Source organism: Secundilactobacillus collinoides DSM 20515 = JCM 1123 (genome assembly GCF_001435975.1).
GTDB classification, from domain to species: Bacteria; Bacillota; Bacilli; order Lactobacillales; family Lactobacillaceae; genus Secundilactobacillus; species Secundilactobacillus collinoides.
The window spans coordinates 92,922-105,581 of record NZ_AYYR01000039.1 but is presented as its reverse complement, the minus strand read 5'-3'; the positions used below and the strand labels follow the sequence as shown (position 1 = coordinate 105,581).

Sequence of the window (12,660 nt, the reverse complement as noted above, 5' to 3'; positions counted from 1 at the left end):
CTAGTCTAATTGGTCTAGTTATCAAGTGTTGCACTTCAATTTTAAATCGGGGAAAAAATGAATTTTAGAACTTTACTCTTTAAAAAGCCCTTGAAACCGTTTTATGTGAAAAGTTAATTAAAAAGGGGTTGACTATCTGAAGAATTAATTATAATATCTTTAGTAAATCGAAGAGGTTGCGACCAACAAGAGTCGGTTAGTCGAGTTGCTGTATTGAATGATGACACTAACTAAAAGGGGCGGTCGCCGAAGCGCTGACAGATTACAGCTGTCAGTTAGCTGGGACGTTGTTTAAGAAATGACGGACTGTCGCGGGCTACGTGCTCGCGGGGCGCTATCGAACTGATACCAAATGAATCTTGTGATCGAACTATTTTGGGGTCCTTTTGTTTAGCGTAAACAAAAGGGCCCTTTTTTTGATGCAAATTGGCCGCAGCCCACGATAAAACAATTTTTGGAGGTCACAGGAATGAGTGAACAAGTATCAAACCAACAGATTAACGATGAGGGTCATTTGACCATTGGCGGCGTGGACGCCTTGGCATTGGCAAAACAATACCAGACGCCGCTGGCCGTTTATGATGTGTCAAAAATTCGTGACCAGATTCGTCGGTTTAAATCCGTGTTTGAAGATAACGGCGTTGATTACGCTGTGACCTATGCCAGCAAGACCTTCGCAACGATTGCCATGTACCAGGTGGTCGATCAGGAGGGCGCCCACATTGATGTGGTGTCTGGCGGTGAGCTGTATACAGCACTACAAGCAAATTTTCCCGCAGCAAATATCAGCTTTCACGGGAACAACAAATCATACGATGAATTAGAAATGGCAATTGAAAACCACGTTGGCACGATTGTTCTGGATAATTTCCATGAAATTGAACAACTCAGCGACGTGCTCGAGAAACATGACGCAAGTGTTCAGGTTATGATGCGTATCACCCCAGGGATTTCTGCCCACACGCACGAATACATCCAAACTGGTCAAGAAGACAGCAAATTCGGTTTTGACTTGAAAACGGGTTTGGCTGATAAGGCACTGCAACAAGTCTTAGCAAACAACCGGATGAATATGATTGGGATTCATGCCCACATCGGGTCGCAAATTTTCGAACTGAACGGTTTTCAAATGGCAGCTGAAAAACTGGTTGACATCGCTGCTGAATGGCGCGCGAAGTACGACTACCAGCCACAAGTCATCAACGTTGGTGGCGGGTTCGGTATTCGTTACACGAAGGATGACAATCCGTTAGCACCAGAAGCTTTCGTGGATGCTATCGTAAAGACCATCAAACAGCGCGCCACGGACAAGGGCTTGACCATGCCGGCCGTTTGGATTGAGCCAGGGCGGTCAATTGCTGGTCCCGCCGGCTACACGCTCTACACAGTGGGCGGTCGCAAGGATGTGGAAGGACTGACTTCGTATCTGACAGTTGACGGCGGCATGGGCGACAACATCCGTCCCGCGCTATATCAGGCGGAATACGAAGCAGTTTTGGCGAGTGACCCATTCGCAAAGACGACTGAGACAGTTCATCTGGCAGGCAAGTATTGTGAATCAGGGGATATCCTGATCGACCAGGCACACCTGCCAGCCACCAAGCCCGGTGATGTATTGGCTATGCTGGACACTGGGGCTTACGGCTACTCAATGGCTTCTAATTACAACCGGAACGGCCGGCCAGCCGTTGTGTTCGTCGAGAATGGCAAGTCGCAGGTCGTTGTTAAGCGTGAAACATACGCTGATTTGACGCGGTTGGATCAAGCATACGACCCAGAATAAAATAAAAAAACTACCTATTATATTTTAAAAACGAGAAAGAGGTATTTAAATGGCAAAGTTAGACGCACAAGCAATCATTGATTTTATTGGGAACGCCGACAAGAAAACGCCGGTGAAGGTCTACATCAAAGGTGAACTAGATAAGGTTACGGTTCCCACCAGTATCAAAGCTTACGTGGAAACGAAGACCGGTGTTCTGTTCGGCGATTGGGCCGATATCAAACCCTTCCTAAAAGCCAACCAAGACAAGATTGCCGACTACGATATTGAAAACGACACGCGCAACTCTGCCGTTCCGTTATTAGATATGAAGGAAATCAACGCCCGCATCGAACCCGGTGCCATTATTCGTGACCAAGTGTTGATTGGCGACAATGCCGTTATCATGATGGGTGCCATCATCAACATTGGCGCTGAAATCGGTGATGATACGATGATCGACATGGGCGCCGTGCTTGGTGGCCGGGCCATTGTCGGAAAACACGCCCACATTGGTGCCGGGACCGTCCTGGCCGGGGTGGTCGAACCCGCTTCTGCCCAACCCGTTCGTGTTGATGATAACGTGTTGATCGGTGCAAACGCCGTTGTTATCGAAGGCGTCCACGTTGGTGAGGGTGCGGTGGTCGCTGCCGGTGCTGTTGTCACTAAGGACGTGGCACCGCACACCATGGTTGCCGGTGTCCCTGCACAATTTATGAAGAACGTTGATGATCAGACCGAATCTAAGACCGGCCTGGAAGACGATTTAAGAAAGCTGTGATCACATGCCTGTACTAACAGAAGAAGCCTTAATTCAAATCCGGCGTGACCTCCATGCCATGCCGGAGTTAGCCCTCAATGAGGTGCGCACCGAAGCTTACTTGGAAAAAGTCATTAGCGGTTTTAACCAAGCCCACTTGACGGTCAAACACATCGCGGACCTGCCGACTGCCCTGTTAGTACGGGTGGCTGGCAGTAATCCTAAACGTACGCTGGGGTACCGCACCGATATCGATGCGTTGCCGGTGAGTGAGAAAACGGGATTACCGTTTGCTTCAAAAAATCCTGGAATCATGCATGCCTGCGGGCACGACATTCACATGACGGTAGCACTAGGGGTTCTGAGCTATTTCTCAGAACATCAGCCAACTGATAACATGATCTTTTTCTTCCAGCCCGCTGAGGAGAGTAAAAACGGCGGTAAGCTGGCATACGAACTTGGCGTGTTTGAAGGCGAGTGGCGGCCGGATGAATTTTACGGGCTGCACGACAACCCCGGGTTATCGGCTGGTGCAATCGGCTGCCGAATGGGCACGCTGTTTGCCGGAACAACTGAGGTCAATATTGACCTTGAAGGCAAGGGCGGTCACGCGGCATACCCGCAAAACGCTAACGATATGGTGGTGGCAGCTGCTCAGTTGATCGGCCAGGTTCAAACCATTATTTCTCGCAGCATCGACCCCATTGAGGGTGGCGTGATCACCCTAGGCAAGATGGAAGCGGGCACCATCCGCAACGTCATTGCCGGGCACGCCCACATCGAAGGCACCATCCGCGGACTGACCCAAACGATGATTCAAAAAATCGATAAGCGTCTGCAAGAAGTTGGTGCCGGGGTCGCGAAGAGTTTCAACGCCCAGGTGACCGTTACTTTGAATCAGGGTGGTTACCTGCCGGTGGAAAATGATCCAGAGTTAACGCGCCGCTTCATCGCTTACATGAAGGGCAACGATGACGTGAACTTTATCGAGACTCAACCGGCCATGACCGGCGAGGATTTCGGTTACTTACTATCGAAGATTCCGGGCACCATGTTCTGGCTTGGGGTGGAGGACAGTTCACAGCTGCACTCCGCAACCCTAAACCCCAACGAGTCCGCTATTGAAAAAGGTATCACCGGCATCACGGGTTTCTTAGAATCCCGGATGGCTGAATAACAAAGTCAATTATTGGATAATCCCACAGTTAAAATAGAAAGAGGAGAACGACTATGACAACATTACACAACATCGATTTAATGACCGCCATCATCACCCCGTTTGACGGTAACGATAACATTGATTATGCGAGTCTGGAACGCTTAACAAACCATTTATTTGAGACTGGCAGTCGCGGGTTCGTTATCGGTGGCACAACCGGTGAGACCCCAACTCTGACCCACGATGAGAAAATCGAGCTTTACACCCGTTTCGCACAGATTGTTAATGGCCGCGGTCCGGTGATTGCAGGTACTGGCAGCAACAACACCCGGGAAACTGCTGAACTGACCCGCGAAGTATCACAGATTGACGGTGTCGATTACGCCTTAGTCGTTGTGCCCTATTACAACAAGCCAAACCAACGCGGCATGATCGCGCACTTTACCACTGTTGCTGACGCATCCGAGAAGCCGTTGATCATTTACAACATTCCTGGCCGGACCGGCGTTACAATGGCCAACGAAACGATCATTGAATTATCGAAGAACCCAAACATTGCCGGTGTAAAGCAATGCACTTCAATTGAGGATATTGAATATTTGGTTGAACACACGCCATCAACCTTCAGCGTTTACTCAGGCGAAGACGCTCAAGCTTTGGCAGCTAAGACGGTTGGCGGTGCCGGGGTTATCTCGGTTGCTGCTCACATCTATGGTGCTGAAATGCGCAAAATGTACGATGCTATTGAATCAGGCGATGTCGCTACGGCTGGTAAGCTGCAACGTCAGCTGACGCCAAAGATGGCAGCGTTGTTCATGTTCCCATCACCATCACCAGTTAAGGCCGTTTTAAACGCTCAGGGCTTTGAAGTCGGCAGCAGCCGGATGCCTGTCCTGCCTTTGAACGACCCTGAGAAGCGCGAACTGGCCATTGCTCTGGGCCTTGACCAGGACGCTTTGTTACACGCCGTATCACAAGAGTTAGGAGTTTAGCGATGACCATAAAAGTATTAGTTGCCGGTTTTACTGGGGCGATGGGGCAAAAAGCCGTTAATCTTGTCAACGATAGTGAGGGATTTGTCCTCACCGGTGTGTTCGCGGCGGGACTGACTTCGACGACCCCCGCTGATTACAACTTGCCAGCCGATGTTGCCGTGTTTGGCGACTTGGCTGACATCGACACCGACGCTGAGATCTGGATCGACTTTACGCTGCCAAGCGCCGTATACGCTGACACAAAATTTGCTATCGAACATGGCATTCACCCAGTAATCGGGACGACCGGTTTGACGGATGATCAAGAAGCCGAATTACAGGGCTTAGCTAAGGCAAAGGCACTCGGCGGCATTATTGCACCAAACTTCGGCATGTCAGCGGTTCTGCTGATGAAATTTGCTAAGGAAGCCGCAACCTATTTCCCAGACGTTGAAATTATCGAAATGCACCACGGCGACAAGGCGGATGCCCCTTCTGGGACAGCGCTGAGTACCGCAAAATTGATCGACGAAGTTCGCCCAGCCCATAAACAGGGCAACGAAAACGAGACCGAAACGCTGGCCAATGTTCGCGGCGGTGACTACAACGGTATCCGAATCCACGCCGTTCGCCTGCCTGGTTATTTGGCTCACGAACAAGTTCTCTTCGGCGGTCCCGGAGAAGCCCTGACCATTCGTCAGGATTCCTTCGACCGCAGCTCATTTATGACCGGTGTTAAGGTTGCCATCGACAAGGTTGGTGGACTTTCGGAATTGGTTATTGGACTGGAGAACGTGCTGTAAGGTCAATGAATGGTGTTTTCACCAAGGTTGACTGACTATAGTCAGCGTTACGATGCCCACAAGATTACATGAGTTAAAAAAGCGAAAGGGGCCCAATTCGCCTTGAACTGAAAGTCCCCTTCGCTTTTTGTGTACCAAAAATCAGCCCATTTTCACCATGGCGAGCAGCTTTTCTCAGGTTGCTCGGTGTTAGCGCATGGTGGTGAAGATGAGAATCAGCGTCAAGACAACGCTGTGTTAATGAAGTGCGTTTCAAGTTGGCTGAGCGAGAACAGATACGTGGCGCAACGGTGTCGTGTAACGGGTTGACCCGAAAAAGACGGTGAGACGTTGAGAGACAGAAAGATCAAACTGCAACAGAACGACAACCTAACCTTGCTCTAACCGCTCTAATTGAATTATAATGTTAGCAATATCTTAAGGATGGTGGATGTGTGATGCCAAAATTGGCAAGTGAATTATCAGGACAGGTGAATGAACGCCTAAACCAAGTCGGCCCATCAGGAATTCGGGAGTTCGATCGCCGGGTTTCAGCGGTGCCTGACATTATTAAATTAACTTTGGGCGAACCTGATTTGAATACGCCGGAACATGTAAAACAGGCCGGTATCAAGAGCATTCAGGAAAATGATACCCACTATTCTGCACAGAAGGGTACTATTGAATTGCGACGAGCAATCAGCGGTTACCTGAAGAAAAGCCAGAATCTAGACTATGATCCTGAAACGGAAATCATCGCCACAGTGGGTGCAACGGAAGCCATTACGGCCACTTTTCTGGCCATGTTGAACCCCGGCGATAAGGTGATTATCCCAACGCCGGCGTTTGCGCTGTACTTCCCACTGGTCACCATTGCTGGCGCGGAACTGATCATGGTGGATACGTCAAAGGACGGGTTCATTTTGACGCCGGAGAAGCTGGAGAGCGTTTTAAAGAAAGAAGGATCCGCCGTTAAAGCAATCCTTCTGAACTACCCTGGGAATCCAACTGGTGTTGAATACCCACGGGAAACGATTGAGGCGCTCGCAGACGTCATTCGCGAGCATCACATGTACGTGATTGCGGATGAAATTTATTGTGAATTGACATATGGTGTTGACCATTTCTCAATCGCAAAAATTTTGCCAGAGCGTACCGTTTTGATCAACGGACTTTCAAAGTCTCACGCGATGACTGGCTGGCGGATGGGATACATTGCTGCACCGGCAGAATTCACAGCCAACGCCACGAAGATGCACGCTTTCATGGTCACATCACCATCAAATCCGGCCCAAGCTGCAGCAACTGAGGCGCTGACCAATGGGTTAGATGACCCGATCGAGATGCGGAAAATCTATCAAAAACGGCGGGACTTCGTTGAGGCTGCCGTCAAAGACATCGGCCTCGATATGGCGACCCCATCCGGTGCGTTTTACGCGTTTGTCAAGATTCCGGATGCGTTTGGAACCGATGACGTGCGGTTTGCGGAGACTTTGGCCAAGGAGGCCAAGGTCGGCGGCGTGCCAGGCAGTGCGTTTGGTGCCGGCGGGGAAGGGTATATCCGCTTCTCCTACGCCGCTTCCGATGAAAAACTACACGAAGCGATGAAACGGTTGAAGAACTACGTTAAATCGCTTACAGCAAGTCAGGTTAATTGATTTTAAACAGCAAACCTGTAACAATATGAAAAACAAATTCCCTGAGCATCCTTCAGAATGAAAACGAGGTATGGAGATATGAGTGATAAGTTAAAGGTTGGTGTGATTGGCGCAACTGGGATGGTCGGACAACGATTCATCACCATTTTAGCGGATCACCCTTGGTTTGAAGTTGCCGTCGTCGCTGCCAGTGCGCACAGTGCTGGTAAGACGTATGGCGACGCGGTGGATGGTCGCTGGAAGATGGACAAACCGGTACCAGACGGTGTGAAGAATATGGTCTTGCTGGACGCCAGTCACGTGGACGAAGTCGCTTCCCAAGTGGATTTCGTGTTCTCAGCCATTAAATTGGATAAGGCGGACACCCGTGACCTGGAAGACAAGTATGCGAAGACGGAAACCCCAGTCGTTTCCAACAACAGTGCGCACCGGTGGACGCCAGACGTACCAATGATCGTGCCGGAAATCAACCCGCAACACGCTGATATTATTCCTTACCAACGCCAACGGTTAGGCACTGAACGCGGCTTTGTGGCCGTTAAGCCAAACTGTTCGATTCAATCTTACACACCAGCACTGTCTGCTTGGCGCAAGTTTGAACCGACCCAGGTGATTGCCACGACTTACCAAGCCATTTCTGGTGCCGGTAAGACCTTCAAGGACTGGCCAGAAATGGTCGGCAACGTGATTCCTTACATTGCCGGTGAGGAAGAAAAGTCAGAACGCGAACCTCTGAAAATCTGGGGTAACGTGGATGAGGCAACAAAGTCGATTGTCCCAGATGAAGGTACGGTCATTACAAGTCAGTGTATTCGGGTTCCAGTTTTGTACGGCCATACCGCAGCGGCATTCGTGAACTTTAAGCAAAACCCAACCAAGGATGACCTGATCGAGGCTTTGGAATCATACTCCGGTGAGCCCCAAGAACTCGGTTTACCGAGCGCGCCAAAGCAATTTATCCAGTACATGACACAAGACGACCGGCCACAGGTCAGCTTGGACGTCAACTTCGAACACGGCATGGGAATCTCCATTGGCCGTCTGCGTGAAGACAAGATTTTCGACTGGAAGTTCGTTGGTCTGTCACACAACACTGCACGTGGGGCAGCCGGTGGCGCCGTCGAATGTGCTGAATTATTGAAGGCCAAGGGTTATATTACGGCCAAGTAAAAGCACGTGACGCACGTCGTTTAGGGGCTGAACAGAAGCTTTCTTTACCGTAAAACGCGTTTTCGTTGAAGTGATATAAAAGTTTTTTTTAAATCAGATGCTTGATTTATGATAGTTAACAAAGTGAAGCAACCTATCTAAAAGACTGGCGCAGAAGCAGATTATTGTATAAAATAGTCCGCTTCTGCGCCAGTTTTTTAGTCTGCGAGACTCATTTACCGCACGTATCGACTCGATAATAAAGTTTTTTGAAGTTGCAAGTTATCGGCGGGAGAAAGTCCTGAAAGTCCTGACAGAAAGACTTTGCAATACCACGCTTGCTCGGTAATTGAGTGGCAATGAGTTCTGGGCAACAGAGATTGGCCCACCACAAAGTCAGCCCCAGATTTCTGTTATAATCAATCACGATAAAAACTTTCAAAATAAGAACCGCGTAGTTAGAAGAGTGAGGATAAAAATGTTTCTGTTAATTGTGTTTGAGGTGGTTATTGCAGTGGCCTATGCTGGTATCACAACGTTGACAAGTGCGCAATACCGCTTTCGTGCGTTTTCGTGGGCAACGTTTCGCAAGCAGTTACGATATGCCCTGTTCATTGTCTTGGTGCTGATCATTATTGAAGTGCTCGCTGTTTTCCACCACGGGTAACCCTTGGGACAAAAATCTGATAGAATTGAAGTAGTATTTTTAAGGAAGGGAATTGACACCATGACGCCGCAGGAGATATTAAAACAACAGTTTGGATACGACACGTTTCGACCGGGGCAGGGGGACGTGATCGACCATATTATGAATCACGAAAACGTCCTGGCTATCATGCCAACCGGTGGCGGGAAGTCGCTGTGTTACCAAATTCCGGCGCTGCTGCAGGATGGAATCACGCTGGTGGTTTCGCCGCTGATTTCTCTGATGAAGGATCAGGTGGATGCGCTGAATGAAAACGGCATCCCGGCGACGTTTATTAACAGTTCGCTGACCTACAGTGAAATTAACGACCGGTTTAACCAGGCGCAGGATGGTAGTGTCAAATTACTGTACGTTTCGCCAGAACGATTGGATTCCGGCTACTTTGACCGTCTGGCTGAACTGCCTGTTGAACTGGTTGCCATCGATGAGGCCCACTGTATTTCCCAGTGGGGTCATGATTTCCGCCCAAGTTATTTGAATTTAACTGCCACGATTCAGCAGTTGCCTTCCAACCCCACGATCGTTGCACTGACCGCTACAGCCACGCCGAAGGTTGCTCAGGATATCATGCAGCGGTTGCAGTTGGATGCGGAAGTTAAAACGGGGTTTGCCCGGCCGAATTTGGCATTTAAAGTGGTCAAAAATCAAGATATTGACGCATTTTTGATTGATTATTTGAAGACTAACGCTGACCAGTCGGGGATCGTTTACGCCTCAACGCGTAAGGAGGTTGAGCGGCTGACTAAACTGCTGCAACACCATAAGGTTGCTGCCACTATGTATCATGGTGGGCTGACGAAAAATCAGCGCCGGGAGAATCAGGATGATTTTCTGTACGACCGGACACCAGTTATGGTCGCCACGAACGCCTTCGGAATGGGTATCGATAAGAGCAACGTTCGGTTTGTGATCCACGCTCAAGTACCGGGCAGTTTGGAATCGTACTACCAGGAAGCCGGCCGTGCAGGGCGTGATGGGTTGCCGAGTGAAGCCATTTTGTTGTTCAAGCTGGCGGATGTTCAGATCCAGCACTTTTTGATCGACCAGTCGGAACGCGACGAGCAAAACAAACAACGCGAGTATGAAAAATTGCAGTCCATGACGCAGTACGCTAATACACCAGAGTGTTTGCAGAAGTATATTTTAGGGTACTTCGGTGAAACTTGTGATAACTGCGGCCAGTGCAGCAACTGTTTGGACACCCGTGAAAGTCAGGATATTACGGTGGATACGCAAAAGGTCCTGTCCTGTGTCAAGCGGATGAACGAGCGGTTCGGTAAGAGCCTGGTGGCCCAAGTTTTAGCGGGATCTTCCAACCAAAGAATCAAGCAGTTTCATTTCGAGACCCTATCCACGTATGGCCTGATGAAGAACCGTAAACAAAAAGCAATCGCTGATTTAATCGATTTTCTGACGGCCTCTGGTTACCTGGCGGCTGAGGGCGGACAATATCCTGTCTTGAAAATCACTGGGGATGGAGTTGACGTCCTTAAAGGCGAAACCCAAGTCTTTCGAAAAGAAGCCGTCAAGGTCGATCACACGTTGCCGGTCAACAGTGAGTTGTTTGAGAAACTGCGGGTTCTGCGACGTAAATTTGCCGAAAAACAGGGTGTCCCACCATTTGTTATCTTCTCAGATAAGACCCTGCGTGACATGTGTGCTCAAATGCCGCAGACTCTCGATGATATGCTCAACGTGAAGGGTATCGGGGCTAACAAGCTTGAAAAATATGGCGAAGAATTCTTAGCTGTCGTTCGAGAACATGAAGCGGCGGCAGATGTTTCTGAAACAGATCCGGAGTCAGCCGGTGAACCATCTGAAACTGAAGTGAAGTCACATTATTGAAACGCAAAAGGGCAGGGCCACGTTAAATCGGTCTTGCCCTTTTTTGGTGTTGGTTTAAGCTAACAGCATTTTACTTGATTATTGCTTATCGTTAGGGCCTATCGTCCATCGCATCAGTGATTTTTTGTAGAAGTTGCAGAAACATGGTTTTCTCAGTTGAGGTTAACATTTCCAACCCTGTTTCGTTATTATCGCGCAAAATTCCCATTAATTCGGTATGGTGTTCTCGTGCCAATTCAGTCGGGTAAAGGTGTAGGACGCGTTTATCAGTATCGTCATTTTTGACTTTGATCCAGTTGCTCTTGATTAATTTGTTGACCGATTTTGTGACCAGACTGCGTTCACGTTTCATATCCATCGAAAGTTCTTCTTGGGTGATGCCCGGTTGATCATACACGCGCAACACCATGTAGTAGTTGCTGTCGTTTAGTCCCAGTTTATTCATAGGGCCGTTAATTTGCCGTTTTAAAGTCCGGACAACGATATTTAAATTACGAATTAATCTTGAAATATCCATTATTAAACCCCTTTGTCAGCTTTGACCTGTTTGACAAAGATGCACAGGCCAAGAATAGTTAGTATTAAAATGATAACAATTGAAATCTGAAAACCCATCGTTGTCTTTGGGGTGCCACTGGTGATCATCACAAGAATTGTCATGGAAAATGAAGCTGCAATTTGCCGTAACGTGTTCGTTAACACTGTCCCGTGATTGAGTTCTTCAGGAGTTAACCCGGCTAAGGAAGCGCTAATTGCCGGGGTAAACAGGAAGGCAACCCCAACCATAAAGCAAGTGTAGGCAATCAAAAAGAGCATCATAGAGATCGGTGCGTGGGTCCAAACCAGCCCAACTTCAGCTATTAGTGATAAGAACAGACCAATACTGCCCACGGTTTTAATCCCATGTTTATCATATAGACTGCCGGCGATCGGCGAAAAAATTGCGTTTAACAGAGCCCCAGGCAGCATGAAGAGGCCGGCTGTAAAACCACTTAAGTTCAGCCAGTTTTCCAGTAACAAGGGTACGATTGCCTGGCCCCCAAGCATCGCGGCGTAACAAAGCATGATGATCAGTGTCATGCGCCGGAACCCGCATTTTTTGAATAAAGTCAAACGTAACGTGGGTTCGGCAAGCGTTGTTTGCCGGCGAACGAACCACCATGAAAACAGTAGCCCGATAATAATTAAAATAAGCGAAACAGCAAGATTACTTTTTAACAGGTTGATACCGATTAGAAGAGCGCTGATGCCCAATAGCGAACAGAACACCGAGAGCCAGTCAATATGGATTTTGTGACTATCTGTGTAATTTGGAAACCAAAACCAAGAGATAATCAAAATGATGAACATGATGGGAAATTGGAATGAAAAAAGTGCCTGCCAATTCTCTAATTTTATCACAATTCCGGCAAGTGTAGGGCCCAGCGCGGGCGCACAAGTAATGACTAAGGCTTGAATGCCCAAGACGGTACCCCGTTTTTCCGGTCTGTGTAAAATGAGGAGACTCACCTGGACAAAGCTAATCAGAATACCTCCAGCGCAAGCCTGAATTAATCGTCCCAACAACAGAAACCAAAAATTTGAATTAAGCATAGTGATAATGGTACCTACAAGGAAAATAGCAAGAATGCTTAAGAATAAGTGCCGACTAGAAAATTTAGTAATCAGCTGTGCTGTCATCGGCGAAATTACGCCCAATATTAGGACATACCCGGTCGTTAGCCATTGGCCTAAACCAACGGAAATGTTTAAGCTCGAAGCGATGACTGGCATGGCAGTTGTCATCAATGTTTGGTTTAGCAACATAATAAATACAGTGCATAAAAGCAGCACTGTCGCAGTTTTTGTTCTCAATGTGAAACCTC

11 protein-coding genes and 1 riboswitch are annotated in these 12,660 nt (G+C 48.4%); of the genes, 9 read left to right on the top strand and 2 right to left on the bottom strand.

Features of this window, described 5'->3' with window-relative positions; all coding sequences use genetic code 11:
- Positions 1-163 precede the first annotated feature (163 nt).
- Positions 164-345: riboswitch (Lysine riboswitch) on the top strand.
- Positions 346-469: 124 nt separating this feature from the next.
- The 9 genes from lysA to recQ all read left to right on the top strand — a co-directional run bounded on the left by lysA (position 470) and on the right by recQ (position 10,795).
- Complete coding sequence (gene lysA, locus FC82_RS07335; protein WP_056996628.1) at positions 470-1,783, top strand: diaminopimelate decarboxylase; 1,314 nt, start codon at positions 470-472, stop codon at positions 1,781-1,783.
- 49 nt (positions 1,784-1,832) lie between these two features.
- Entirely contained in the window at positions 1,833-2,543 is a 711-nt protein-coding gene (dapD, locus tag FC82_RS07330; RefSeq protein ID WP_054759295.1) for a 2,3,4,5-tetrahydropyridine-2,6-dicarboxylate N-acetyltransferase, read from the top strand.
- A gap of 4 nt (positions 2,544-2,547) precedes the next feature.
- Positions 2,548-3,699, top strand: a complete 1,152-nt coding sequence (locus tag FC82_RS07325) for an N-acetyldiaminopimelate deacetylase (RefSeq protein ID WP_056996627.1) — start codon at positions 2,548-2,550, stop codon at positions 3,697-3,699.
- A gap of 53 nt (positions 3,700-3,752) precedes the next feature.
- On the top strand, positions 3,753-4,673 hold the full coding sequence (dapA, locus tag FC82_RS07320) for a 4-hydroxy-tetrahydrodipicolinate synthase (RefSeq protein WP_054759298.1): 921 nt from the start codon (positions 3,753-3,755) through the stop codon (positions 4,671-4,673).
- A gap of 2 nt (positions 4,674-4,675) precedes the next feature.
- Positions 4,676-5,458 carry a 4-hydroxy-tetrahydrodipicolinate reductase gene (gene dapB / locus FC82_RS07315; RefSeq protein WP_054759300.1) on the top strand — a complete coding sequence of 261 codons (783 nt, stop codon included), beginning with the start codon at positions 4,676-4,678 and terminating at the stop codon, positions 5,456-5,458.
- Between the two features lie 437 nt (positions 5,459-5,895).
- Entirely contained in the window at positions 5,896-7,095 is a 1,200-nt protein-coding gene (locus FC82_RS07310) for an aminotransferase class I/II-fold pyridoxal phosphate-dependent enzyme (RefSeq protein ID WP_054759302.1), read from the top strand.
- 78 nt (positions 7,096-7,173) lie between these two features.
- Positions 7,174-8,265, top strand: a complete 1,092-nt coding sequence (gene asd, locus FC82_RS07305; RefSeq protein WP_054759304.1) for an aspartate-semialdehyde dehydrogenase — start codon at positions 7,174-7,176, stop codon at positions 8,263-8,265.
- A 457-nt stretch (positions 8,266-8,722) separates the two neighbouring features.
- Complete coding sequence (locus FC82_RS07300) at positions 8,723-8,911, top strand: hypothetical protein (RefSeq protein ID WP_054759307.1); 189 nt, start codon at positions 8,723-8,725, stop codon at positions 8,909-8,911.
- 60 nt (positions 8,912-8,971) lie between these two features.
- A complete protein-coding gene (gene recQ / locus FC82_RS07295) occupies positions 8,972-10,795 on the top strand; it encodes a DNA helicase RecQ (protein ID WP_054759309.1) in 1,824 nt (607 codons plus the stop codon).
- A gap of 91 nt (positions 10,796-10,886) precedes the next feature.
- Here the strand turns inward: recQ and FC82_RS07290 are convergent, their stop codons facing one another.
- Together FC82_RS07290 and FC82_RS07285 are read right to left on the bottom strand one after the other, a co-directional pair.
- Complete coding sequence (locus FC82_RS07290; RefSeq protein WP_056996626.1) at positions 10,887-11,312, bottom strand: MarR family winged helix-turn-helix transcriptional regulator; 426 nt, start codon at positions 11,310-11,312, stop codon at positions 10,887-10,889.
- Between the two features lie 2 nt (positions 11,313-11,314).
- Positions 11,315-12,649, bottom strand: coding sequence for an MFS transporter (locus FC82_RS07285; protein ID WP_056996625.1), 1,335 nt, complete (start codon positions 12,647-12,649; stop codon positions 11,315-11,317).
- Positions 12,650-12,660: the final 11 nt, after the last annotated feature.

Bases quoted from the DNA above. Each gene is read 5' to 3' on its own strand.
- lysA (WP_056996628.1), top strand. From the start codon at position 470: ATGAGTGAACAAGTATCAAACCAACAGATTAACGATGAGGGTCATTTG.
- dapD (WP_054759295.1), top strand. From the start codon at position 1,833: ATGGCAAAGTTAGACGCACAAGCAATCATTGATTTTATTGGGAACGCC.
- FC82_RS07325 (WP_056996627.1), top strand. From the start codon at position 2,548: ATGCCTGTACTAACAGAAGAAGCCTTAATTCAAATCCGGCGTGACCTC.
- dapA (WP_054759298.1), top strand. From the start codon at position 3,753: ATGACAACATTACACAACATCGATTTAATGACCGCCATCATCACCCCG.
- dapB (WP_054759300.1), top strand. From the start codon at position 4,676: ATGACCATAAAAGTATTAGTTGCCGGTTTTACTGGGGCGATGGGGCAA.
- FC82_RS07310 (WP_054759302.1), top strand. From the start codon at position 5,896: ATGCCAAAATTGGCAAGTGAATTATCAGGACAGGTGAATGAACGCCTA.
- asd (WP_054759304.1), top strand. From the start codon at position 7,174: ATGAGTGATAAGTTAAAGGTTGGTGTGATTGGCGCAACTGGGATGGTC.
- FC82_RS07300 (WP_054759307.1), top strand. From the start codon at position 8,723: ATGTTTCTGTTAATTGTGTTTGAGGTGGTTATTGCAGTGGCCTATGCT.
- recQ (WP_054759309.1), top strand. From the start codon at position 8,972: ATGACGCCGCAGGAGATATTAAAACAACAGTTTGGATACGACACGTTT.
- FC82_RS07290 (WP_056996626.1), bottom strand. From the start codon at position 11,312: ATGGATATTTCAAGATTAATTCGTAATTTAAATATCGTTGTCCGGACT.